We start from the raw sequence: 24,206 nt of genomic DNA on the forward strand, positions 1-24,206 counted from the left end.
ATAGAATATTTCAAATAAATTTATTGAATCCGATATCGATTATTTAGTAAACTGAATCGCCTTATCAAGAGCTTCCTTAATTCCGGCACTATTTTTTCCTTTACCAGAAGCAAAAAAGGGCTGGCCTCCACCGTTTCCGTCAATATATTTCCCTAATTCTTTAATTACCACATTGGCATTAAGATTATTTGATACTACTAATTCTTTAGCGATATAACAGTGAATATTTGGCGCATTATTTTCGATAGAAGCAAGAACTACAAATGAATTTGGCATCGAACTTCCAATAGCCTGAGCTAAATCTTTAGTTGCTCCCATGCTCAAATCTACTTGTTTTGCCAAATAATTAATGCCGTTAATTGCTGTAAATTCAGAGGTAAGAATATTCTTTAATCCGTCTAATTTTTCTTTCATTAACTGCTCCAGTTGTTTCTTTAATTTTGCATTTTCATCTTGTAAAGAAACCACTGCTTTTATAGTGTCTTGTGGATTTTTCAATGCACTAGAAATGTCTGATAATGCAGTTTCTTGAGCCGTATAATAATTACGAACTGCATTTCCAGTTATCGCTTCAATTCTTCTGATTCCAGCAGCAACAGCGCCTTCAGAAACAATTTTAAAATGCCAAATTTCTGCGGTGTTTTTCACATGAATTCCACCACAAAGTTCCATGCTTTGTCCAAATTTAATCGCACGAACCGTATCGCCATATTTTTCTCCAAATAAAGCCATTGCTCCTTCATCTAAAGCTTGTTGAATAGGAATACTTCTTCTTTCTATTAATGGTAATTGCTCTTCGATTCTAGCATTTACAAAATCCTCTACTTTTTTTATTTCTTCATCGGTCACTTTGCTAAAATGAGAAAAGTCAAAACGCAAACGATCTGAATTTACCAAAGATCCTTTTTGCTCCACATGAGTTCCTAATATTTCGCGCAATGCTTGGTGCATCAAGTGGGTTGCCGAGTGATTTTTAGAAGTAGCAGTTCTTAAATCGGAATTTACTTTAGCTACAAAACGAGCAGAAATATTCTCTGGCAGTTGTTTCGTGAAATGTAGAATTAAATTATTTTCTTTTTTGGTGTCAATAATTTGGATGGTTTCGTTAGAAGATGTCAAAGTTCCTTTGTCACCTACTTGTCCTCCACCTTCTGGATAGAATGGGGTAGTATCTAAAACAATTTGATATAAAACGCCGTCTTTTTTCGAATCAACTTTTCTAATTCGAGTGATTTTAACTTCGCTTTCTGTTTGGTCATAACCCACAAAGGTTTCTACATTTCCTGGAATTAAAATTGACCAATCTTCTGTAGAAACTTCTGATGCGGCACGAGAACGGTTTTTTTGCTCTTGCATTGCTGCATTAAAACCTGCTTCATCTAATTCGAATTCTTTTTCTCTTAATATTAATGCCGTCAAATCAATTGGAAATCCAAAAGTATCATACAATTCAAATGCTTTATCTCCAGAAACTGTTTTTCCGTTGGTTTCTGCAATTACTTTATCTAATAATTGTAGCCCTTGATCTAAAGTTCGTAAGAAAGAAGCCTCTTCTTCACGAATTACATTGGTAACAAATTGTTGTTGCGCTTTAATCTCTGGGAAAAATTCTCCCATTTGATTAGCTAATACTTCAACCAAACTATGTATAAAAGGCTCTTTGGTATTTAAAAAAGTAAATCCATAACGAATAGCACGGCGCAATATTCTGCGAATTACATAACCTGCTCCATTGTTAGATGGTAATTGACCATCTGCAATTGCAAAGGCTACTGCTCTAACGTGATCGGCAACTACACGAATTGCAATATTGGTTTTATTTTGCTTCTGAGATTCTTCACTTTCGTTCAGAATGATCTCATTTGGGGTGTATTTTAATCCGGTTATTTTTTCAATTTTTTCAATAAGCGGTGTGAAAACATCGGTGTCATAATTGGATGTTTTTCCTTGTAAAGCCATACACAAACGCTCAAATCCCATTCCAGTATCAACATGTTGTGCTGGAAGTTTTTCTAAAGTTCCAGCAGCTTTACGGTTGAATTCCATGAATACATTATTCCAAATTTCAACTACTTGTGGGTGGTCGTTATTCACTAAACTTTTTCCAGAAACTGCTGCTTTTTCTTCTGCAGAACGTAAATCAACATGTATTTCAGAACAAGGGCCACACGGACCTTGATCTCCCATTTCCCAAAAATTATCTTTTTTATTTCCTAAGATGATTCGATTTTCATCAATTAGTTCTTTCCAAATATCCCAGGCTTCTTGATCAAAAGGTACATTTTCTTCTGGGTTTCCTTCAAAAACAGAAACATATAAATTCTCTTTAGGAATTTTATAAACCTCGGTCAATAATTCCCATGCCCAATTGATTGCTTCTTTCTTAAAATAATCTCCAAAAGACCAGTTTCCAAGCATTTCAAACATGGTGTGGTGGTAGGTGTCAAAACCTACATCTTCCAAATCATTGTGTTTTCCAGAAACACGAAGGCATTTTTGAGTATCGGCTATTCGCTTGCTTTTTGGAGTTCCGTTTCCTAAAAAGTATTCTTTGAATTGCGCCATCCCCGAGTTGTTGAACATTAGGGTTGGGTCGTCTTTTAAAACGATAGGTGCAGAAGGAACAATTAAATGGCCTTTGCTTTCAAAGAATTGAAGAAATTGCTTGCGAATGTCTTGTGATTTCATTTTTGATTATTAGTGCTATAGATACTTATATTTTATTCAAATAGTTTACTCATTAGCCCTGATTGAAGTGTAAATCCTTTTTTGAAAAAAAAGATTGTAACGAAAAGCAGGAACAAGGATTACAAAGATGCCAAAAGTTTCGCTTCTAAAAAATAAAAAATAGATTTAGAAAGAAACATTTCTTAAATTTGTTCGTATAACTATTGTTAGTTTTAAAACTAGCACAAAAATAGTATAATTTAAGAAATGTCGAAGAAAGTTAAGTATTATTACGATCCAGAAAGTTTAGCTTATCGAATAATAGGGCCTCAAAAGCGAAAAAAGTACGGTTATCCTGCACTTTTTTTATTGGCCTCGGCTTTATTTGGTTTTTTATGCTTCGTGATTTTGATGAATACCCCTTACTTTGAAACGCCAAAAGACAAGGTTCAAGCGCGAGAAATTGAAAATTTGAAACTTAATTATGCGATTTTATATAAAAAAATTGATGCATTAGATCAAGTGGCCTCGGAGATGGCAGATCGAGATAATAATTTATATCGTGTATATTTTAATTTATCGCCTATTTCTACCGAAAAAAGACAAGGCATAATTAATAGAAAACGATACCAAGAACTCGAGGGTTTTGATAATTCGGAATTGGTAATTAATACTTCTGAGAAAGTAGATAGAATAGCAAATGCTTTGGTAGCACAGTCAAAATCATTAGATGGAATTTTGAAATTAGCGAAGGCAAAAGACAAGTTTTTAAGTGCTATTCCGGCAATTCAACCGGTAAAAAATGAAGATTTGAAACACATGGCTTCTGGTTTTGGATATCGAAGTGATCCTTTTACCAAAGCGCGAAAAATGCATGAAGGGATGGATTTCACTGCACGAACCGGAACTCCAATTTTTGCAACTGGAGATGGGGTGGTTAAAAATGCAGACAATTCAAAATCGGGATATGGAAATCATATTGAAATCAATCACGGTTATGGTTATTTAACTTTGTATGGGCATTTAAGCAAATATAAAGTTCGCGCTGGTCAACGTGTGAAACGAGGGGATATCATTGGATTCGTTGGCAGTACTGGCAGAAGTCAAGCGCCACATTGTCATTATGAGGTGCATAAAGATGGGAAGGCCGTAAACCCAATTAATTTTTATTACGGAAATATTTCAGCTGCAGAATATGTGGCTATTTCAAAAATTGCTAATTTAGAGAACCAGTCGTTAGACTAGGTTTGATTTAATATAAACAGGAAACTATGCAGATAAATTTATCAAAAGACAAGTTGTATTTTAGTATTGGTGAAGTTGCTGAAGCCTTTGGGGTAAACGCATCTCTTATTCGTTTTTGGGATAAAGAATTTGATATTTTGAAACCTAAGAAAAACGCAAAAGGAAACCGCATGTTCACTCAAGAAGATGTGAAAAATTTGCAATTGATTTATCATTTGGTTAAGGAAAGAGGCTTTACGCTTGATGGTGCTAAAACCCATTTAAAAGAAGGACAGAAAAAAACCTTAGATAAATTTGATATAATTGCCAAATTGGAAGGAATTAAAGCAGAACTATCAAATATAAAAAACAGTCTTTAAATGCAAAAAATTCAGATATTATATATTTTTTTCACACTATCAATTGTGGTTGTAACTCTTGGGGCACTCTTTAAAATCATGCATTATCCCTATTCACAAATAGTAATGATAATTGGACTTTTATCTATGCTGGTTTTTTGGTTTTTAACCCTATCTGAAATTATATCCTCAACTCGAATAACTGGTTCTGAAAAATTTATGTGGATCATCGGATTAATTTTTTGTGGCAGTATTGCAGGTTTGGTATACCTTTTGTCAGGTAGAAGTAGAATAATAATAAATAACAATCAATAAATAACAATCAATAAATAACTTTTAAATTAAAAAAAAATGGATTTTAAAAAATTCTTACCTTGGATTATTGGAATTGGAGTTGTATTAGTAATTGCTTTTTGGATAATGGGAGTAAAAAATAGCGGATTGCGTTACAGCCAAGCTACTGAAAAAGCATGGGGTGATGTACAAACTTCCTATCAAAGAAGAAATGACCTTATTGGAAATTTAGTAAACACCGTTAAAGGTGCTGCCGATTTTGAAAAAAGCACGTTAACAGCAGTTATTGAAGCACGTGCAAAAGCAACTGCAATTACTATTGATCCTAGAAATATTTCTCCTGAGCAATTGGCACAATTTAATTCGGCTCAAAGTGGAGTTAGTAGCTCTTTGTCTAAACTTTTAGTATCGGTTGAACAATATCCTGAGTTAAAAGCGAACCAAAATTTCTTGAAATTACAAGATGAATTGGCAAGTACCGAAAATCAAATTCTTACTGCAAGAACTCGTTTTAATGAGAGTATCCAAGCTTATAATGGTTATATTTTAGCAATGCCACAAAGTTGGTTTTTAGGAAACTATAAAGAAAAAGCATACTTCAAAGCAGTTGAAGGTGCTGATAAACCAGTAGAAGTTAAGTTTTAATAATGTCTACAAAAGATATCTTTTTAACTAAAGAAGAAGAGGCAGAAGTGGTGGATGCTATTCGTATAGCCGAGCAAAATACTTCTGGTGAAATTCGAGTACATATAGAAAAAGAAACTTCCATTGCTCCCATGGAGCGAGCAGTGGAAGTTTTCCATTTATTGCAAATGGAAAACACACAAGAACGAAATGGTGTATTAATTTATGTGGCTACCCAAAGCAAGCAATTTGCTATTTGCGGGGATCAAGGCATTCATGAAAAGGTAACCAATTCGTTTTGGGACTCTACTAAAGAAGTGATGTTAAACCATTTTAAAATGGGAAATAACAAGCAAGCATTAGTAGATGGAATTCTTAAAGCGGGGGATCAATTAAAAAAATATTTTCCATTTCAAGAGGACGATACTGATGAATTATCAAACGAACTTTCAAAAGGAGAATTATGAAAAATAGATTAAATTTCTCAAAAACCTTTTGGATAGTCCTAGTTTGTATGTTTACACAAATAGGATTAGCACAATTTACTATTCCTGAAAAGCCTAGTTTTCAAACTTCGGTTTATGATTATGCCAAAGTATTAAGCGATTCGGAGAAACAGCAATTAGAAGAAAAATTAGTTCGCTATTCCGATTCAACGAGTACTCAAATAGTTGTTGTGACTATTGATAATTTGAAAGGCGAAGACATCGGAATATTAGCTCCTAAATGGGGTCATGAATGGGGAGTAGGTCAAGCTAAAGAAGATAATGGTGTTTTTATTTTATTATCTAAAGAAGATCGAAAAATTTGGATTGCACCTGGATATGGTGTAGAAGACAAATTAATAGCGGGTACTACTGGAGAAATAGTTAGAAATGTTATCGTTCCCGAATTTAAAGCAGGAAGTTATTACAATGGATTAGATAAAGGGGCAGATGCTATTTTTGATGTTCTAAAAGGAAAGTACAAAGGTTCCAGAAAAAGTGGTTTGAAAAATGGAGTATCTCCTTTTGTAATTCTGTTAGTGCTTTTTGTGATTGTATTAATTATTGTCTCTAGCGTTAAAGGAAATGGCAAAGGCAATGGGCGAGGTGGCGGAATGATGCGTCCTCCAAGTTTATTGGATATTATCGTTTTAAGCAGTTTAGGAAGAAGCAGCGGTGGCGGCTTTGGAGGTGGTTTCGGCGGTTCTTCTGGCGGTGGAGGTTTCGGTGGCGGCTTTGGCGGCGGCGGATTCTCTGGCGGTGGTGCAGGAGGAAGCTGGTAAGAATAAATAAAAAAACTCGTTTAAAGTTAAACGAGTTTTTTTATTACCAATTGAATCTGTTTTTTGACTTTTTCTCTTTACCACCAAATTTTTCTAGTTTATAAGTTAAAGAAAACATTACATACCTTTTTAACACCATATTTTCTTCATCTCTAATGGTCGTTGGAGTGATGGTTCGAGTAGCACTTTGATTTTGATTTAACAAATCGTACACTTTTATCTTAGCCATTAATTTCTTTTCTAAGAATCCATAGGATAAACTCGTATTCCATAAAAAGAAATCTTTTTTAAATCCATCTGCAATATTTGAATTGTAGGTGTAGCCAAAATCGTTTCCGAATATCCAATTTTTAGGATAGTAATTGGTTACTTGCAAATTAAATTTGTGCGTGAAATTGGAAGCCGAACTAATAATGTAATTGTTATATTTAGTGTTGTTGTAAGAATAATTGTAAGACGGATTTATGGTTAATAATTCTCCATAATCATAAGTTAAATTAATTCTTGGAGAAAAAGTATGGGTTTTTGCTTCATACATTATGCCATCTGTAAAACCTTTTGAAAGTCCGAAATTATTATTCATTCTTAATTCTATACGGTATTTATTGCCGTCTTTTTTTATTGTTTTATTCCAATACACAGTAATCCAAGAGTTGTATGCTCCAGAAATATTGGTGTAAGTTGTAGTTCTTTTTCTGTTGGCGTCATAAGTAACCGAAGAAACTATTTGGCTTTCGCTAATGTTTGCTCCAACATAAGATCCATAACCTGATTTAGTTGTGTAATCATAATTTCTATAATTGAAATTCAAATTGTGAGATTTATTCAAATCTAAATCTGGGTTTCCAATAAAGGTGTTTAATGGGTTTGCTAAATCTTCTATTGGAAGGATTTGCCTTGCAGATGGAAGGCTGTAGTTATAGTTATAATTTACCCATAAGTTTTTAGTTTTAGTAAATTTATAATTTCCATATACATTAACATAGGGTAATACAAATTGTTTATTGAGTGTTGAATTTACATTTAAATATTCAGCTTGATTATCAAAATTAATTAGGTTAGTACCTAAATTAAAAGAGAAATTTATTTTACTTTTTTTAATTACTAACCCGGCATTTGGAGTTAATGTGCTTTCGATAGAATTATATTCGTTTGATAACAAGCTATTTATAATCGAGTATGACTGATTAGCAGCATCGAAATTAAAAGAAGATCTGCTGTCACTATTTTTTTCTAATTTATGATCTAAACCAAATTTTATTTGAAGCGAATCGGTAATTGGATGCGTGTATTCTAACTCAGTAAAGTAATTTGCATTATTATTTTTTGATTTATTAAACTGATTTCTATTGTCTTGCGGGACTGTACCCTGGTAGAAAATTGTGTTTGATTGAATAAAATCGTTATCAGTTGTAGTGCCATTTTCATTTTCAAAAACCAAACTCAGGTATTTATCTTTTTTTCTGAATGATTTTGTAAATGATAAGGTATTTTTAAAAGTATTGGTGTCGTTTTCGTTATTTGTATCTGAAGTACTCGAGTTTAACATTGCATTTGTAGCATCAAAAGAATTTTGAGTTGCTAAATTCCTATTTTTAGTATTCGATTTAGTAAAATTGGGCTCAATTACAATAGATGTTAGAGAATCTAATTTATATTCAAATACAGAGCTTATATTGTGCGTGTAGCGATCTTGATTGGAGCTTGAAGTTGAATTTGTACTAAAATTACCAGATGGCAAGAAATTAATTTGATTTGTTTTATTCTCGTTTATTGAATTGGCGCCCGAATAAAAATAACTCAATGATGATTCACTGTTTTTAGTCCATTCATCCGAATAATTAATACCAACTAAGTTCGATTGTGTAATTCCGTTTCCACCACCATAGCGTCTTCCATTAATTCCAAAGGAACCATTATCGTTAATCCATACACTACTGTTTCTCCCGCCACCCATGTTGTCAAAAACTTCATCCATTGAAAACCCAATAGAATTTATATTGTTGGAAGATGCTAATACACTAATTTTTCTTTTGTTTTTAAAATAGTTAATCAAGAAACTACTTTCATACCTTCCATCGGATCCTTTTCCTCCCATTATTTTTCCGAAGAAACCTTTGTTTTTATCTTCATCAATTGAAAGATTAATACTAGCGGAGTTGGAGCTTGAAGCTGCACGAGTTTTTTCTTCTTTTTTAGTTTTGGTATCGGTAATTTGTACTTTATTTACAATATCAGATGGTAGATTTTGCAAAGCTACTTTTCCATCTTTATCAAAAAATGGTTTACCGTTAACCAATATTTGATTAACTTCTTTTCCGTTAACGGTAATTTTACCTTCGGTGTCAATTTCTACTCCGGGTAATTGCTTTAATAGGGTTTCTACATTGGCATCTGGCCTTACTTTAAAAGAAGATACATTGAATTCAAGTGTATCTTTCTTAATTCGAATTGGTGGCGCCATTCCTTTTATAACTACATCGTTAAGTGATTTTGCAGCTTCTTTTAAGGTGATTATTCCAATATCTTTATCTTGATCAATAGAATTTAAAGCCAACTTGAAATCTTCAAATGAAACAAAAGAAACTTTAAGAAATACAGGGGTGTTTATTTTTTTTATTTTGAATTCAAATTTTCCATTTTTGTCAGAGATTGTATAATCAATCACGGTAGAGTCTTTGGCATTTGAAAGATATACTGTTGCCGACTGAATTGCTGATTTATTGGATTCTTCAATTACTTTTCCGTTTAGGGTAACTACTTTTTGAGAAAATGCATTAGAATAAATAAAAAGTACAATTATACAGGCATAAATTTTTGACATAAAAATGTATTGAATTAGGAGAACGACTTCTTTTACTATTTATTGCTAATTTCTTAACTGATAAATACCAAACGAAAAAAAACTCGTTTAAAGCTAAACGAGTTTTTTTATAAGTATGTTTTTAATTATTTTAATTTTTTCAAAGATTCAGTAGCGTATTCATTAGTTGCATCTAAAGCTAATGTTTTAGCGAAATACTCTTTCGCTTTAACTTTATCAGTATTAGCATAAAAGGCAGCAATACTGTTGTAAGCTTCCGTTATTTTTGCTTTGTTCTTAGTGATTTCTGCTTCGCCTTTTGCAATAATTAATTCAACATATTTTTCATAAGTTGCTGCCATAACATCGTCTTTCTCCATTGTGCTATTAATTCTAGCTTTATATAAGTAAGCCTCTTGATAGTTAGGAGTTGCGGTAATAACGGCATCCATAGCTTTATCAGCATTTTGAAGCGCAACCATATTTACATCTTTTAATTCTTTACCTCTGTTTTCAGTTAATACTGAAAGTCCAAAATACACATTGTCTTCAAGGAAATTTCTAGAATCAGGATTTGTAATTGCTAATTCAAATAAGGCACTTGCAACTGGATATAATTTTTGAGTAAAGTATTTTTTAGCCACTTCATTCATTCCATTTGCAATGGCTAAATCAATTTCTAATGATTTTTTTATATCTAAAGCTCCTAATGCTAATGCTGCGCCATCAACTGTTTTACCATCGGCTGCAATCGATTTGGCTATTTTTGCTAATCCTAAATTATAATAATCTGCAGCAATAACTTTGTTTGTTCCTTTTGTAATGTACTCTGTCAAGGCACTAATAGCCGAGTCATAATTTCCGTTTTGATATGCAGAATATCCTAAATATCTTAAGATACGCGGATTAACCTTATCTAATTTTTTCATTTCATTAGCTTCTGCCTCTAAAGCTTTAAAATCTTTAGCTAAGATTAAGAAATCGGCATGACGCATACGCGACGGCAAAGAATAATCGGTTAAGCTCATGTATTTTTCATAGTTACTTAAAGCTTTATCAATGTTCTCTTTGTAAGTAGATGGTTTATTGTTAGCCCATAAATAATAGGTTTCTGCCAATTCTCTAAAAACTGGACCATAACTTGGGTTCAATGCCAATACTTCGTCATAGGCTTTTACAGCTTCTGTATAAGCTTTTGCACCTTTTAACAAGACACCTAATTGCATTTTAGCTCTAATCATGGTGTTGTCAATTGCATAAGCATCTCTGTAAGATACATATGCATCGTTTTGACTTTTATCCCCATAATAAGCATCTCCTAAAAACAATTTTACACTGGCATCATTAGGATTTGCAGTTTGAGCTTTTAAAAGTAAATTAATTGCTGCTTTATAATCGGGTTTTGAATTACTCATATAGGCTTGCGCGATATATAAATATTCTTCAATATCTCTCTTTTTTAATTCTTTCACTACTTGATCAAATTTTGCTTGAGCAGCAGCGGTATTTCCATTTTCTAAATCAATTTGACCTAAACCAATAGTGCTTAAACGAGCGCCATCTGAAGTGGAAAGTCCTCTTTGAAAATAAATTTTAGCTGAATCTTCAATGTTTTGTTTTAGGTAGATGTTACCAAGTAAAAAAGCAGCTTTACCATTATCTGGTTTTGCTAGTAGGTTGTTTTTAAGCACTGCTTTTGCTTTTTCATATTGCTCTGCATCAATTGCTTTTTTTGCTTGATCAACATCTTGGGCAACACCCGAAGCAATTGATGTTAAAAAAACTAGGCTTAAAATTTTGAATTTTTTCATCTTATTTAATTTTCTATTTACTTTCAATTTTATTTCTAATACTTATATTTCGGCTTGGCTCGCGCATTGGTGCAAGCCCTGATTTTAATATTATTCTTTGTCCGGTTTCACCCGCAATGAATGAAGCAAAACCAATTCCTAATCCATCATAACCTTGACAATTGATGATGTACAAAACGCGTGCCAAAGGATATTTTCTATTTCCTAGGTTTTCCTGACTAGGATACACATATTCATTTGATCCTTTGTCTTTAACACTTAATACAGTAATGTTTTCTAATGCTTTTTTAATTTTCTCTGTAGGTTGAAAAATCCAATTCATTCCTACAACTCCAATCATACCTTCATTTTGAGATACATAATCAATTACTTCATTATTGGTTTTAAAAGAAAAAACGCCCTTTTCGGGTATGTTTTTTAATCCTGCTAATTCTAATAAATATCTAGTTGAACTAGAATTGGCATTATCAAAAACTAAACCTTTTATTTGGGTTGGTTTTCCATTTAAAAAATCTGTAATTTCTGAAATATCTTGAATTGTATCTTTTGATTTGTTGTTTTTAATTAAGGCAATTCCATCAATTGCAAAAGGTGTTTCTAAAGGTTTAATCTTTTTGTTTTTAAAATATTTATTTTCTTTAGTATTTAACTTTCTTGTCAAAATTATGGTTTGCGCTTTATTCGATACAAACGAAAGCACACTTTCTTTTTCTGATTGCGGAATTAATTTAATTTTTGCATCGTATTGACTTTCAAAAACAGTCATTTGATCTTCTGCAATTGGAAATATAGATTCATCAACAAGAATAGATGTGGAACCTGTTAAAATAGTTTCTTCGCTTTTATCTTTTTTACAAGATAATAGCGCAACAAAAACAAATGCTGTTGCAAAAACTGTAAAAACTATTTTATTTGAAATTTTAATCATCAGAATCGGTTTTCAATAATCTCCAAAATCTAAACATTCCATATACAATTAACAAGCTACCTAAAGCTATTCGGTATTTAGTTTCCATTCTAATTGGAAATGTAGTCCAAAAGATTAGTATAGTTCCAAGTGTTAAATAAATCATAAGAAACAAAACGCCTATAAATAGAAGAAATCGCTCTTTAAGCGATTTCTTCTTATAGTTTGTAAGTATATGCTTAATCATTTATTCGTCTGGGTTTTCAATAGAGAAAGTTTGAATAAAAGCACAACGAACTTTTCTTCCGTTTTGTTCTGCTGGAGTCCATTTTGGACTTTTTCGCATTACTCTTTCTGCTTCTCTTCCTGATCCGTAACCAATATCTTTTAATACTTTAATATCTGTTAAAGAACCATCTTTTTCTACAACAAACGATACTGTTACTTTACCTTTTAAACCAGGTTCATCTGGTGGCGTAAAGTTATTGCTTAAGAACTTATACCATTTAGACATACCACCAACAAATCCTGGTTGTACCTCAATACCTGCAGAGTTATAAATAGTATTATCATCTACAACATCTTGAGGAGGTCCATTTCCTGGGGGGTCAATTGTTAAAGGAGCATCTTTATCTCCTTCGATATTTTCTTTACCAAGATTTTTATCTTTGATGTCTTCTACTTTTGGGGGTTCTTCAGTAACATCCTCTTTTTTGGCAACAACAGGCTTAACAAACTTCACCACATCTTCTTTTGGTTTTGGTGGTGGAGGTGGTTTTAAATCTTCTTTAGGTTTTTCTTCTTTAGGAGGAAGTTTCACTGTTGTAATTCGGTCATGCAGTCCCTCATCATTTGAAGCAGTAACACTACTGATAAACTCAAGAATAATAGGTGAAGCTACTGCTAACGCAAAAACAATCGCTCCTATAGCTAATGCTCTAAGATTAGTTTTACTGTTTTCCTTACGCAATAGATAAGCACCATAGCTTTTGTTACGCCCTTCAAAAACGATGTCCATCCACTGTTTCCCTAATAGGTCTATTTTCATCTTTTTGTAATTTTATTTAATACCAAAAGGCATATTATTTGTTTAATTCCTCAGCTAATTTATTTTCCTCTGGGGTAAAATCATTAACTATTGCATAGGTAGGCACTTTACAAATTGCCATTTCATCTAAAATATCAACTAAGTTCTTGTAGGTTGATTTTTTTGTAGGTTTGATAATTACAATCATTCCTTTTTCTTTATTACCCATAACTACAGGGATAGATGCCACGCGATCTAGTAAGATCTTGCGAATACCATTTTTACCGTAGTCTGTAGTTTTTGGAGTTCCATTAGGTTCTGGGGTTGCTAGCAATCCGTGAAACCATTTTATTTGATCTCCATCACCTAATATAATTGTAACAGTTCGTCTTTGATCTGTTTTTACAGGTGGTATTTTAGTTTCTTTATCGTCTTTGGCAGGCAAGCCTAAAGGCATAGATTGCGGTTTTGATAAAGATGTTGTAAGCATAAAGAAGGTAATTAGCAAGAAAGCCAAATCTACCATTGCAGTTAAATCTACTTTAGAGTTTTGCTTTTTACTTCTTACTTTGCCGCCTTTGCCACCACCACCATCGCCAGTATTTAATTCAGCCATTTTATAGTTTTTGTATAAAAATTTATAATTATTTCAAAAAATAATATTAATCTAATTTTGGTTTAGCTCTTAAACCCGTAACTAAACTAAAATTGTTTATTTTTTGATCTTGTAACATATCCATGATTTTTTTGATTTGTGGATATTGTTGTTTAGCATCGCCTTTAATTGCGAAGTCCAATTCTTTGTCTTTACCTAAATCAATATTAGCTTTACGAGCATACATGATCCAATCTTTCAATTCATTGTTTAATGAATCAGCAGGGATGCCAGGTTGTACTCCATTTTTATTTCTATCTGTACTAGACATAGAAATTAATTGTTTCAAACCAGATACTGGAACACCAAATTCTTCAATTAATGAAAACTGAGCAATTTCTTTCTCAGTGAATTTAACTCCACGGCTTGCACCCATTAACTCAAGAGCTGCGCCACGAATGTCTCTGTCTTTCATTCCAAAGAAAACACTAACTCCAGAATTATTTTTTCCTACTGTTAAGGTAACTAATCCAGTTTCTGGAAGTTTAGTTTGAACCGTAGAAGCTGGAGTTTGAACTGGCAATGGCTCTGGTTGTTTTGCTGTAGCGGTCAAAATGAAGAACGTAAGCAAAAGGAAAGCCACATCACACATTGCGGTCATGTCAATAGATGCTGCTTTTTTGGACATTTTTATTTTAGCCATTTTTTATTTTGTTGTTAATTTTTTGAAATTAAATATTTCAAAAAAATTAATTATTATTTATTACTCCCTTTCATTCTTCTGTAAGAATTAACAATTGCATTACCTGCTTCGTCAATAGAGTAGGTTAATGTGTCAATTTTAGAAGTAAAAAGATTGTATGTTACAATTGCTAAAGCAGAAGTAGAGATACCTGTTGCAGTGTTAATTAGCGCTTCAGAGATACCATTTGCAAGCATAGCTTGGTCTGGAGTTCCAGAAGAAGCTAACGCACCAAACGCTTTAATCATCCCTGTTACTGTTCCTAATAATCCTGCAAGAGTTCCTAAAGAAACTAATGTAGAAAGAATTGTCATGTGTTTTTCTAACATTGGCATTTCTAATGAAGTAGCTTCTTCGATTTCTTTGTGAATCATTTCAGCAGCTTCTTCGCTGTTAAATCCTTCTTTTTTAACTTCTTGATATTTAACTAGAGCTGATTTTATAGCATTTGCAACAGATCCTTGTTGTTTGTCACAAGCAGCAATAGCGCTATCAATATTTCCTTTAGCGATATCACCTTGAATTGAAGACATGAATTTATCTAAATTTCCAGTTCCTGAAGCTTTAGAAATTACAAAATATCTTTCAAAAGAAAATACAATTACCATTAATAAACATCCTAATAAAACAGGAACGATTGCTCCTCCTTTGTATACCATTGCTAAATAGTTTCCTGCTTTTGGGTGACCAGCTTCAGCACCAGCCTCAATCATTGCTTTTTCATTTTCGAAATTTCCTGGAGCTCCCATAATGAATTTCCATACAATAATACCTACAAGAATACAAGATGCGATGATAATTCCTGTCATCATACCTCCGCCATTAGTTCCGTTTTCTTTTTTTGCGTTTGCCATTTTTTTTTAATTTTAATAGTTTTTAATAATTAATAAGTTTTTAGTTGTAATAAACTTGAATTAGAAGCAAATTTAAATTTTTAGTTGTAATAAAAAAATTTTTTTTACAATAATAACTCCACATCAAAAGTTAAATTAAAATATGGTAACATTAACTTAACATTGAACATAAAAAATACTAATTTTCATTAATTTTATAACGAAAAAAACACATATTATTGTATTCGATTTTCTAACATAAAGTTAATAAACGTATATTCCAAGATGATAAAAAAATACCTTATCCAAAATAATCCTTTTGTAGTTCCAACTACTGACGGTAAATTAATAGAAGAACACCACGGAATTCCTACAACTGGTAATAGTGACTTGTCTATAGCACATATGATTGCTCCACCAAATTGGAGTGAGCCGTTTCAAACTCCAGAATTTGAGGAATACACCTATATTATATCCGGAAAAAAGCAATTTATTATTGAAGGCGAAACAATTGTTTTGGAGAAAGGGCAATCAATAAAAATAGATAAAAATACACGGGTTCAATATTCAAATCCTTTTGAAGAACCTTGCGAATACATTTCCGTGTGCCGGCCGGCATTTGATTTTAATAAAGTACATCGAGAGGAAAACTAAACCGTAGTTTTCAGTTTTTCTAATACGAAGTTTTCTATTTCTGCGCTATTCCATTTGGTTTCAATATTCGGAATTTGCATTACCTCTTCCATGATTTTATTTTGCAAATCGCCAATGGCTAATGCTTCTGAATAGGGCTGCAAACTGAAAGTAACCCTGCTATATAGAGGCATCCATTTAGTTGGATGTTTATCTGAAAACCATTTTTCGATTTTCTTTTGAAGTAGAAATTTTTTATCTGCTGTCTTCGAACTCATTTCTACAAAATTCCTTCTAGAAAGTTCGGCAATAGCATCGGCATTTGGTTTGCGTGATTTTTCATATTCAGAAAAAATCATTTTCCAATCGTCGCCATAGTTGTTAATCATTTCGTTTAATACAGAAATATCTTCAAATCCTGCATTCATTCCGTGCCCATAAAAAGGAACAATGGCATGAGCCGAATCACCTATAAGCGCTACTTTATCTTCAAAAGTCCACGGATAACATTTCATAATAGCCAAATAACTGGTTGGATTTTTGAAAAAATCTTTAACCAAATCTGGAATTACTTCTTTAGTATCTGGGAAATACTTTGCAAAGAAATTTACTAAAGTGGCTTCGTCTTTTAGTTCTGCAAAAGAGTTTTCTCCTTCAAAAGGCATGAATAGGGTGCAGGTAAAGGTACCGTCTAAATTGGATAATGCCATTAACATGAAATTCCCTCGAGGCCAAATATGCAATGAGTTTTTATCTATTTTATGAGTGCCATCTGCATTCGCAGGAATGTGCAATTCTTTGTAGCCAATTTTCATGAATTCTTGCGAATAATCAAACATACTTTGACGTTGCATTCGGTGTCGAATTCTAGAAAAAGCACCATCGGCTCCAAAAATCTTATCGTATTTTAAGTCTTCCCATTCACCTCTTTCCGTTTCGCCAACATGAAGTGTTGCAGTTGCTAGTGTGACATCCCAAATTTTATGATCAAAGTAGAATTCTACTCCAGCTTCTTCAGCTAAATCAATCATTCTGCGATTTAATATGCCTCGCGACAATGAAAAAATAGCTTCCCCTTCTTTACCATAATATTGGTATTGCAAATCTTCTTCAAGAGTGTGGATAGCACGTTTATCGACAGGTATTCCAATTTTTCGAATCTCTTCTTCTAGACCAATATCTTGCATAGCTTTCCAGCCTCTGTTAGACATCACCAAGTTAATGGATCGTCCTGAAAAAGCAACGGTTCTTATATCAGCACTTCGATCGTAAACATGAACTGTATGCCCCTGTTTTTTGAGGTAGATTGCTAATAATGTTCCAACCAAGCCAGAACCTATGATTGCAATTTTTTGTGGAGTTTGCATTTTAATTTATAAGCGGTTTGGCAAATTTATGGAATTATTTTTTTGGAAAAAAAACAAGTTTGGTGGAAGTTTTAATTATTTCCTTTTTGTTTAGTTTCATTTTTCGAAATTGTCCCTTATTGTACATTTCAGCTTGATCACTATAATGCTTACTCATTGGGTTGCCCGATTGCCCTGTTGGCAATACACTCAAACTGTTTTCAATATCAGAGAAATCAATTATTCTTCTTGTTGAAGGTCCAGCTTTTACATCATAAAGCCCTTCGTCATTATAAAAAAACATTAAGTTATTGATTACTTCATTCGATCCACTTGCTTCAAAAGGACCAACATTAAATAAACCTCTTAGCGCAGCTACTTTTCCCATTGGATGTTGGTGTTCTAAAGTATGAACTTTGTTCCAGGTCCATTGTGATGGAATGTTTCCTAATTGTTTTTCAAGTGCCACAATTGCCTCCTTAAATGATTGCGTTAAGATTTCTTTTTTAGATTCTTTTTTGTTTTTTGTGGCCAAATTATCCCACCAAACCGATGTTTCATTTTTGCTTTGCGATTCAATTATTTGTTTCATGATATGGGTGCCCAGAAAAGATTTGAAATTTTCTTCTCCCAGTTCATCTTTAAAAGTGTTTGATAAATAGCAAGAAATCCATTTGTTGTATAGGGTAGGAGCGGTCTCTTGAATATTATTTGATCCCTGCCATTTTTTTAATGTTTCTAATGCTTGCTTTTCATTAGCATTCCAATTATTTCCTTCAATGTAAGTGATCCAGTTTTCAACTAATGAAGATGCGGTTGCCGAAGTATTATCGAAGATCATTTTTTGCACATCTGATTTAGTCCAATTATTTTTCGGCTCTAATAAATTATTAATTCGAGTGGCACGATCTTTTGGCAAATAATATCCCGGATACAAATAACCATCTACGGCTTCAGGTTGGTTGTTGGCAGAATACACATAATTCCAACTTGGATTGATAGCTTTTGGATTTTTTGAAAAGTCTAAAAATTCTCTTTTATCATCTATTCCATTGGCACCATTCATAATGAAATTTCCATTCACCGATGGATCCAATTTGTACAATTTTCCAGATGTGATCCAAGCAATATTATTTTTAGCATCACCATACATAATATTTAATCCCGGTGCAGCAATTAAAGAAATTCCTTGGTGAAATTCTTTTATATTTTTAGAATGGGATAACGAATGGACTGCTTCCAGAATTTGATTTTTTTGTTGGGTGTAAATCCAAGACATGGCCACCGGTTTTTTGGTCTTTAAGGTATTTAGTAAACCATTCATTATTGGACCATGAATAGATTCTTTGATGTTAACCGTTACAGAAGTACTGTCTTTAACTTTAATTGTTTTTTGACGAAGGGTATAATTTACATAACCTTTTGGAGTTTTGTATTGATTACTGTTCTTCGGATTTTCTTCCTCTTGAAATAAATCCAAATCATCATTTTCAAACATGGTTAATCCGTAGGCATAATCTTTATTATGTCCAAGTAAAGGGAACGGAGCTCCAGCCAAATAGTAGCCGTACATTTCATAACCCGGTGTTGCAATATGTGCTTCATACCAAGTACACGGTTGCGAAAACATAATGTGTGTATCGTTAGCTAGAATTACTTTGTTGTTTTTGGTTTTTTGAGCACCAATTACCCAACTGTTACTGCCAATAAATGCAGGAACCGGTGAAGTTTCTAATAGACTTGAAATCGATTTTGAAATTTCGGCATAATCGTTTACTTCTCCTTTATAGTTTTTTAATTGCATGGTTCCCAAAGAGCCATCAACTCCAAAATCTTTCAGGTATTCCATTCCAAATTGATCTCGAATATCGGTGAGCAACGGATCTGTTTTTTGTGCCATAGCAAAACTAAAAGACATATAACCAAAGATATTGTAAACATCTTTAAGGGTAAATTTCTCTTTTTGAATACCTAATAAATTAAATTCGATTGGGGTATTTCCTTCAGCGATGTATTGATTAATTCCATCAACATAGGCCATAGACAATTTATAAGTTTCCGAATTTTTATCAATTTCAGCTACTGCTTTTTCTGAATTTTCATCAATGCCAATTCCGGCAAAAAACTGGTCGTTTTTTAAAGCTTTGGTTCCAAATAATTCCGATAATCTTCCTGGTGCAATTCTTCTTAGAAGTTCCATTTGCCACAATCTGTCTTGCGCATGCACATATCCTAAAGCGATCATGGCATCTTGTTGGTTGCTCGCATAAATATGCGGCACACCATAATCATCAAAGTAAACGGTGGTTTCTTTCGAAATATTTTTTAAAGTAATCTCTCCATCGTAGTTTGGCTTGGTATAGATTAAATAACCGTAGCTCGAAACTGCAATTAGCACAAGAAATAAGGCAAAATAAAGAAGGACTTTTTTGAATGTTTTCATCTGAAAATTATTGAATACCAAATGTAGAAAATAAAGCATTGCAAAAATGATTTACTTCCTAATTGAAATTAATTAAAAAAAAGCAGGTTTATTTTTTTGGGAAAATGATTTTGTTTCCGGTATTCATACCGTTGTTTTTTGCTAAAACACCACACATGTGGAACAGCATTCTGGCGCCAACATTTCCATCCCAGTCGTCGTTTTCTCCCGGAGCCACTTCAACCAAATCAAATCCGATAATTTCTTTATTGCTTTGTGCTAAAAGGTTGAAAAGATAAGTGGCTTGCTCAAATGAAAATCCACCTGGAACTGGAGTTCCTGTGTTTGGGCAATACCAAGGGTACATCCCGTCAATGTCAAAGCTGATACACACTTTTTGTGGCAACGAAGCTATAATTGCCTCACATTGTTGCTGCCAAGTATGTCCTTCAAAGGTTTCTTTTTTCAAATCAGAATCGCTATGAACTAAAACTCGACCGTTAGATTGTTGTACTACATCCACTTCTTGCTCGCAAAAATCTCTAATTCCGACTTGTATAATTTTTGAAATTTGAGGAATTTGCAAGGCATTATACATTATGGATGCATGCGAATAGGTAAACCCTTCGTAGGCAATTCTCAAATCCATGTGGGCATCTAAATGCAGAATACCAAAATTATCGTGTTTACTTGCTAAAGCTTCATAATATCCAAGTGGAGTAGAGTGATCACCACCAAGTAAAACTACTTTTTTGCCTTTGGCCATCCAATACAATACTTTTTCTTTTACTTCGGTATGCAAGTCACGGCAAGCTATGTTTATTTTTTCTAAATCTGATTGTAAATGAGGGATGTCAGCAATTACTTCACCATTTTCTAATGCTTCAATAATAGGCTGTGCAAGTGCTTTGTATTTATCTGAATTGGATTTCCATGAATCAGGAATTTCTGAATAGTACATTCCGAGTTTCCATAATTCTGGAAAATCTTGATGATTTAAATCTACCTGAAATGAAGCGTCTAAAACCGCTTCGGGACCTTCTGATGCTCCTGCGCCATAACTTACAGTTACTTCCCAAGGCACCGGAATGATTATGATTTCCGATTGTTCGGTTGTAAAGGGTAATCCAAATATCGTAGCATCCGATAAACCGGGTTGCGAAGGGTCAAAGCTATTGATAAGTTGTTCTTTTGTCATTTTTTAGATGGCAATAAATTAGTTGTTTTCTAAAATTCCTCTTTTTAAAATTTGTCCAAATTCATACATGTCTTCATAATAAGTGTATAATGGAACTGGCGCAAGTCGAATTACATTGGGTTCTCTCCAATCGGTGATTACTCCATTTGACATTAAATAATCAAATAAACTTCGTCCTTCTCCATGTAAAAATACCGATAACTGACACGCTCTTTCCTCTTGATTAGAAGGTGTGATTATTTCAAATCTGCTCGTTACTTCTGTAGCTATTTCGTTTAAAATAAATTCTAAATAAGAAGTGATTTGATTTCTTTTTTGGATTAATTTTTCCATTCCTATTTCGGCAAACATATCAACAGAAGCCAAATAGGGCGCCAGGGATAAAATAGGAAGGTTGCTTATTTGCCAACCGTCTGCTCCATGAACGGGATCAAAAGTAGGTTCCATTTTAAAACGGCGTTCTTTATTGTGTCCCCACCAACCTGCAAATCGTGGTAAATTACTTTGGTGGTGTCTTTCATGAACAAAGCACCCAGATGCATTTCCTGGTCCTGAGTTCATATATTTATAAGAGCACCAAGCGGCAAAATCTACATTCCAATCATGCAAATCTAATTTAATATTTCCGGCTGCGTGTGCTAAATCAAAACCTACGTTAGCACCCACTTTGTGTCCGGCATCGGTTATGGCCTTCATGTCGAATACTTGCCCGGTGTAATAATTCACGCCGCCAAATAATACCAAAGCCAATTCGTCTCCCACTTCTTCAATTTTGGATAGAATATCTTCCAATCTTATGTTGTGTTCGCCTTCGCGGCGTTTGATTTCAATAATAGCTTCATTCGGGTTGTATCCGTGATGACTCACTTGCGATTGAAACATATATTGATCAGACGGGAATGCTTTTTCTTCGCAAATGATTTTGTAACGAGATTTTGTTGGGCGATAAAACGAAACCATTAATAGGTGCAAGTTTACCGTTAAGGTATTCATTACCGCAACTTCTGATGGTTTTGCGCCAACAAGTTTGCTTAATGGTTCTGCAAATCGTTCTTGGTAATCCCACCAAGGTTTCTCTGCATAAAAATGTCCTTCAACAGCCAAATTAGCCCAATCGTTCATGACATCATCTACATATTTCTTGGTTCTTTTTGGCTGAAGCCCTAACGAATTTCCCGTGAAATAAATCACATCTTTCCCATTGTGTTGAGGAAAAATAAATTCGTTTCTGTACGATTTTAATTCGTCTTGTGCATCAAGTTGCTGAGCAAATTCGCGGGTATTTTGAAAAGTCATTTGGGAATTATTTAGAAACTAATAATACAATTAATTCGTTCGTGTAAAGGTGTAAAAGTAAAGAAAAAAAATAAAGTTGCAAGTAGCCTTTTTGAGCAAAATCAATTTTGAAATGGTTGCTTTTTAATAGGTTTTATTTTTGGTTGTAACCAAAACGACGCAGTTGGTATTGATTACTTCTCCAGTCTTTATTTACTTTTACAAACAGTTCAATATGGATTTGTTTGCCAAAAAATTTCTCTAAATCTTCACGCGATTGCATGCCCACTTTTTTTAGTGCAGCCCCTTTGTGTCCGATAATGATTCCTTTTTGGGTATCGCGTTCTACCATAATCACCGATCGAATTCGGATGATTTTTTCGTCTTCCAAAAACTCTTCGGTTTCAATTTCCACTGAATACGGAATTTCTTTATCGTAATTCAATAAGATTTTCTCGCGTATGGTTTCGTTCACAAAAAAGCGTTCTGGCTTATCAGTTAAAGCATCTTTAGGGTAATACGCGGGAGATTCCGGTAATAATGCTAAAATTCTGGCAAATACCTCTTGAACATTAAAATTTTCCAAGGCCGAGATGGCATATATTTCTGCATTGGGCACTTTCTCTTTCCAAAGATCCATTTGAACTTCTAGTTCTTCTTGGTTGGATTTATCAATTTTATTTAAAAGCAATAAAACTGGAATTTTCGCTTTTATAATTTTCGCAAAAAAGTCCTCGTCTTTAAGTTCTTTTTCACCAATTTCTACCATATAAATTAAAACATCGGCATCTTCAAAAGCAGATTTAACAAAATCCATCATGGATTTTTGCATTTCATAGGCAGGCTTAATAATTCCGGGTGTGTCTGATAAAATTACTTGAAAATCATCTCCGTTTACAATTCCTAAAATTCGGTGGCGGGTGGTTTGTGCTTTGGAAGTGATAATTGACAATCGTTCTCCAACAAAAGCATTCATTAAGGTTGATTTTCCAACATTTGGATTTCCTATGATGTTTACAAAACCGGCTTTATGCGACATTTACTATAATTTAATTTCCGCAAAGGTAAACATATCAGAGCAATAGAGGAAATAAAACATTTTTTAAAATTTTTGTTGTGAATCCCGATTTTGGTTGTATATTTGCACTCTAAGATCGCGGGATAGAGCAGTAGGCAGCTCGTCGGGCTCATAACCCGAAGGTCACAGGTTCGAGTCCTGTTCCCGCTACTAAAAAAAGCTTCAGATTTATCTGAAGCTTTTTGTTTTTAACAAGTTAAAAAGGAATTATATTTTTTTATTTCTTGCTAAATCTAACTAACTAATTATTTTGTTACATTTTTATAAACTTGATTGAGTTATTATCATTTACCTTTATAAAATAAACTCCTTTTGATAATTGTTCAACATTAATTGCAGTATTGTTTTCATTAAGTAATCCTTGATCAATTATTTTACCTTCAATATTACTTATTGTGTATGTATTAATTTCTATATTATTTTCTAATTTTAGATTTAATACATTGGTCACTGGATTAGGAAATAAAGAAACTAAATTATTATTGGATGTTTCTTCTAACCCAAGAAAGCTGGAAAGTTTAACTATCCATATATCACTACCTCCTTGATTTCCAGAAGCGTCACCATCATTTGAAGTTGTATTACCAGCTATAATATAACCTCCATCTGTAGTTTGCTGTATAGTTTTACTATTATCATTAATTGTTCCTCCTAAACATTTTTGCCATTGTATTACACCTATATTAGTTAGTTTAACCACCCAAACATCATCTGCCCCATGCCAACCAGAAACATCACCATCAAAGGAGGAAGTATCGCCACATAGAATATAACCTCCATCTGTACTTTGTTGTATTGATGCTGCAGTATCAGACTGAATACCTCCTAAACATTTCTGCCATTCAATTCCACCTAAATTAGTTAGTTTAGCTACCCAAATATCAGAACCTCCGTGATTTCCAGAAACATCACCGTTACTTGAACTAGTACTACCCATGAGGATATAGCCACCATCTATAGTTTGCTTTATTGAACTCCCATAATCATTGGCAACTCCTCCTAAGCATTTCTGCCATAGAATACCCGTGTTATTTAATTTAACCACCCAAATATCATATCCACCGTGATTTCCAGAAACATCACCATTATTTGATTCTGTGG

22 protein-coding genes and 1 tRNA gene are annotated in these 24,206 nt (G+C 33.4%); 8 read left to right on the plus strand and 15 right to left on the minus strand.

The window, feature by feature from the left end; translation table 11 throughout:
* Nucleotides 1-39: 39 nt before the first annotated feature.
* Nucleotides 40-2,688, minus strand: coding sequence for an alanine--tRNA ligase (gene alaS, locus ABWO08_RS03910; protein ID WP_353083750.1), 2,649 nt, complete (start codon nt 2,686-2,688; stop codon nt 40-42).
* 246 nt (nt 2,689-2,934) lie between these two features.
* Here alaS and ABWO08_RS03915 point away from each other — a divergent pair, with 246 nt between their 5' ends.
* Genes ABWO08_RS03915 through ABWO08_RS03940 form a run of 6 tightly spaced genes read left to right on the plus strand, consistent with a single transcriptional unit; the run spans nt 2,935 to nt 6,435 of the window.
* Entirely contained in the window at nt 2,935-3,912 is a 978-nt protein-coding gene (locus ABWO08_RS03915) for a M23 family metallopeptidase (protein WP_353083751.1), read from the plus strand.
* A gap of 26 nt (nt 3,913-3,938) precedes the next feature.
* Nucleotides 3,939-4,271 carry a MerR family transcriptional regulator gene (locus ABWO08_RS03920; RefSeq protein WP_353083752.1) on the plus strand — a complete coding sequence of 111 codons (333 nt, stop codon included), beginning with the start codon at nt 3,939-3,941 and terminating at the stop codon, nt 4,269-4,271.
* Nucleotides 4,272-4,565: a GldL-related protein gene (locus ABWO08_RS03925; protein WP_353083753.1), complete on the plus strand. Its 294-nt coding sequence runs from the start codon at nt 4,272-4,274 to the stop codon at nt 4,563-4,565.
* Between the two features lie 36 nt (nt 4,566-4,601).
* Entirely contained in the window at nt 4,602-5,189 is a 588-nt protein-coding gene (locus ABWO08_RS03930) for a LemA family protein (RefSeq protein ID WP_353083754.1), read from the plus strand.
* 2 nt (nt 5,190-5,191) lie between these two features.
* Nucleotides 5,192-5,635, plus strand: coding sequence for a TPM domain-containing protein (locus ABWO08_RS03935; RefSeq protein ID WP_353083755.1), 444 nt, complete (start codon nt 5,192-5,194; stop codon nt 5,633-5,635).
* On the plus strand, nt 5,632-6,435 hold the full coding sequence (locus tag ABWO08_RS03940; RefSeq protein ID WP_502902952.1) for a TPM domain-containing protein: 804 nt from the start codon (nt 5,632-5,634) through the stop codon (nt 6,433-6,435). The genes ABWO08_RS03935 and ABWO08_RS03940 overlap by 4 nt, the downstream gene beginning before the upstream one ends.
* A gap of 43 nt (nt 6,436-6,478) precedes the next feature.
* On the opposite strand, the gene ABWO08_RS03945 is transcribed toward ABWO08_RS03940, so the two are convergent.
* The 8 genes from ABWO08_RS03945 to ABWO08_RS03980 form a co-directional block, all read right to left on the minus strand.
* Nucleotides 6,479-9,259 carry an outer membrane beta-barrel protein gene (locus ABWO08_RS03945; protein ID WP_353083756.1) on the minus strand — a complete coding sequence of 927 codons (2,781 nt, stop codon included), beginning with the start codon at nt 9,257-9,259 and terminating at the stop codon, nt 6,479-6,481.
* Nucleotides 9,260-9,384: 125 nt separating this feature from the next.
* Nucleotides 9,385-11,049, minus strand: coding sequence for a tetratricopeptide repeat protein (locus ABWO08_RS03950; RefSeq protein WP_353083757.1), 1,665 nt, complete (start codon nt 11,047-11,049; stop codon nt 9,385-9,387).
* Between the two features lie 13 nt (nt 11,050-11,062).
* On the minus strand, nt 11,063-11,977 hold the full coding sequence (locus ABWO08_RS03955) for a PstS family phosphate ABC transporter substrate-binding protein (RefSeq protein WP_353083758.1): 915 nt from the start codon (nt 11,975-11,977) through the stop codon (nt 11,063-11,065).
* Entirely contained in the window at nt 11,970-12,203 is a 234-nt protein-coding gene (locus tag ABWO08_RS03960; protein WP_353083759.1) for a hypothetical protein, read from the minus strand. Before ABWO08_RS03960 ends, ABWO08_RS03955 begins: the two co-directional genes overlap by 8 nt.
* Nucleotides 12,204-13,004: an energy transducer TonB gene (locus ABWO08_RS03965; RefSeq protein ID WP_353083760.1), complete on the minus strand. Its 801-nt coding sequence runs from the start codon at nt 13,002-13,004 to the stop codon at nt 12,204-12,206. It abuts the gene before it with no gap.
* 34 nt (nt 13,005-13,038) lie between these two features.
* Nucleotides 13,039-13,599, minus strand: a complete 561-nt coding sequence (locus tag ABWO08_RS03970; RefSeq protein ID WP_353083761.1) for an ExbD/TolR family protein — start codon at nt 13,597-13,599, stop codon at nt 13,039-13,041.
* A 46-nt stretch (nt 13,600-13,645) separates the two neighbouring features.
* On the minus strand, nt 13,646-14,281 hold the full coding sequence (locus ABWO08_RS03975; RefSeq protein WP_353083762.1) for an ExbD/TolR family protein: 636 nt from the start codon (nt 14,279-14,281) through the stop codon (nt 13,646-13,648).
* 53 nt (nt 14,282-14,334) lie between these two features.
* A complete protein-coding gene (locus ABWO08_RS03980; RefSeq protein ID WP_353083763.1) occupies nt 14,335-15,174 on the minus strand; it encodes a MotA/TolQ/ExbB proton channel family protein in 840 nt (279 codons plus the stop codon).
* Between the two features lie 264 nt (nt 15,175-15,438).
* Here ABWO08_RS03980 and ABWO08_RS03985 point away from each other — a divergent pair, with 264 nt between their 5' ends.
* Nucleotides 15,439-15,807 (plus strand): cupin domain-containing protein, encoded by a 369-nt coding sequence (locus ABWO08_RS03985; RefSeq protein ID WP_353083764.1) that lies wholly within the window; start codon nt 15,439-15,441, stop codon nt 15,805-15,807.
* Here the strand turns inward: ABWO08_RS03985 and ABWO08_RS03990 are convergent.
* From ABWO08_RS03990 to era, 5 genes are all read right to left on the minus strand, one after another.
* Nucleotides 15,804-17,153: an FAD-dependent oxidoreductase gene (locus tag ABWO08_RS03990; RefSeq protein ID WP_353083765.1), complete on the minus strand. Its 1,350-nt coding sequence runs from the start codon at nt 17,151-17,153 to the stop codon at nt 15,804-15,806. The genes ABWO08_RS03985 and ABWO08_RS03990 overlap by 4 nt on opposite strands.
* A 34-nt stretch (nt 17,154-17,187) precedes the next feature.
* On the minus strand, nt 17,188-19,575 hold the full coding sequence (locus ABWO08_RS03995; RefSeq protein WP_353083766.1) for a penicillin acylase family protein: 2,388 nt from the start codon (nt 19,573-19,575) through the stop codon (nt 17,188-17,190).
* A gap of 88 nt (nt 19,576-19,663) precedes the next feature.
* Nucleotides 19,664-20,752, minus strand: a complete 1,089-nt coding sequence (locus ABWO08_RS04000; RefSeq protein WP_353083767.1) for an agmatinase family protein — start codon at nt 20,750-20,752, stop codon at nt 19,664-19,666.
* 18 nt (nt 20,753-20,770) lie between these two features.
* Nucleotides 20,771-22,048: a kynureninase gene (gene kynU, locus ABWO08_RS04005; protein ID WP_353083768.1), complete on the minus strand. Its 1,278-nt coding sequence runs from the start codon at nt 22,046-22,048 to the stop codon at nt 20,771-20,773.
* 133 nt (nt 22,049-22,181) lie between these two features.
* Nucleotides 22,182-23,066: a GTPase Era gene (era, locus tag ABWO08_RS04010; protein ID WP_353083769.1), complete on the minus strand. Its 885-nt coding sequence runs from the start codon at nt 23,064-23,066 to the stop codon at nt 22,182-22,184.
* Between the two features lie 116 nt (nt 23,067-23,182).
* Between era and ABWO08_RS04015 the strand changes: the two genes are divergently transcribed.
* Nucleotides 23,183-23,255 (plus strand) — tRNA-Met (locus tag ABWO08_RS04015).
* Nucleotides 23,256-23,358: 103 nt separating this feature from the next.
* Here ABWO08_RS04015 and ABWO08_RS04020 read toward each other — a convergent pair.
* The coding region (locus ABWO08_RS04020) for a T9SS type A sorting domain-containing protein (protein WP_353083770.1) at nt 23,359-24,206 on the minus strand (848 nt) is incomplete at its 5' end.

Origin of the sequence: Flavobacterium sp. (assembly GCF_040383245.1) — a bacterium.
Taxonomy (GTDB): domain Bacteria; phylum Bacteroidota; class Bacteroidia; order Flavobacteriales; family Flavobacteriaceae; genus Flavobacterium.

Coding starts and splice junctions, on each gene's coding strand:
- alaS (WP_353083750.1), bottom strand. CDS start 2,688: ATGAAATCACAAGACATTCGCAAGCAATTTCTTCAATTCTTTGAAAGC.
- ABWO08_RS03915 (WP_353083751.1), top strand. CDS start 2,935: ATGTCGAAGAAAGTTAAGTATTATTACGATCCAGAAAGTTTAGCTTAT.
- ABWO08_RS03920 (WP_353083752.1), top strand. CDS start 3,939: ATGCAGATAAATTTATCAAAAGACAAGTTGTATTTTAGTATTGGTGAA.
- ABWO08_RS03925 (WP_353083753.1), top strand. CDS start 4,272: ATGCAAAAAATTCAGATATTATATATTTTTTTCACACTATCAATTGTG.
- ABWO08_RS03930 (WP_353083754.1), top strand. CDS start 4,602: ATGGATTTTAAAAAATTCTTACCTTGGATTATTGGAATTGGAGTTGTA.
- ABWO08_RS03935 (WP_353083755.1), top strand. CDS start 5,192: ATGTCTACAAAAGATATCTTTTTAACTAAAGAAGAAGAGGCAGAAGTG.
- ABWO08_RS03940 (WP_502902952.1), top strand. CDS start 5,632: ATGAAAAATAGATTAAATTTCTCAAAAACCTTTTGGATAGTCCTAGTT.
- ABWO08_RS03945 (WP_353083756.1), bottom strand. CDS start 9,259: ATGTCAAAAATTTATGCCTGTATAATTGTACTTTTTATTTATTCTAAT.
- ABWO08_RS03950 (WP_353083757.1), bottom strand. CDS start 11,049: ATGAAAAAATTCAAAATTTTAAGCCTAGTTTTTTTAACATCAATTGCT.
- ABWO08_RS03955 (WP_353083758.1), bottom strand. CDS start 11,977: ATGATTAAAATTTCAAATAAAATAGTTTTTACAGTTTTTGCAACAGCA.
- ABWO08_RS03960 (WP_353083759.1), bottom strand. CDS start 12,203: ATGATTAAGCATATACTTACAAACTATAAGAAGAAATCGCTTAAAGAG.
- ABWO08_RS03965 (WP_353083760.1), bottom strand. CDS start 13,004: ATGAAAATAGACCTATTAGGGAAACAGTGGATGGACATCGTTTTTGAA.
- ABWO08_RS03970 (WP_353083761.1), bottom strand. CDS start 13,599: ATGGCTGAATTAAATACTGGCGATGGTGGTGGTGGCAAAGGCGGCAAA.
- ABWO08_RS03975 (WP_353083762.1), bottom strand. CDS start 14,281: ATGGCTAAAATAAAAATGTCCAAAAAAGCAGCATCTATTGACATGACC.
- ABWO08_RS03980 (WP_353083763.1), bottom strand. CDS start 15,174: ATGGCAAACGCAAAAAAAGAAAACGGAACTAATGGCGGAGGTATGATG.
- ABWO08_RS03985 (WP_353083764.1), top strand. CDS start 15,439: ATGATAAAAAAATACCTTATCCAAAATAATCCTTTTGTAGTTCCAACT.
- ABWO08_RS03990 (WP_353083765.1), bottom strand. CDS start 17,153: ATGCAAACTCCACAAAAAATTGCAATCATAGGTTCTGGCTTGGTTGGA.
- ABWO08_RS03995 (WP_353083766.1), bottom strand. CDS start 19,575: ATGAAAACATTCAAAAAAGTCCTTCTTTATTTTGCCTTATTTCTTGTG.
- ABWO08_RS04000 (WP_353083767.1), bottom strand. CDS start 20,752: ATGACAAAAGAACAACTTATCAATAGCTTTGACCCTTCGCAACCCGGT.
- kynU (WP_353083768.1), bottom strand. CDS start 22,048: ATGACTTTTCAAAATACCCGCGAATTTGCTCAGCAACTTGATGCACAA.
- era (WP_353083769.1), bottom strand. CDS start 23,066: ATGTCGCATAAAGCCGGTTTTGTAAACATCATAGGAAATCCAAATGTT.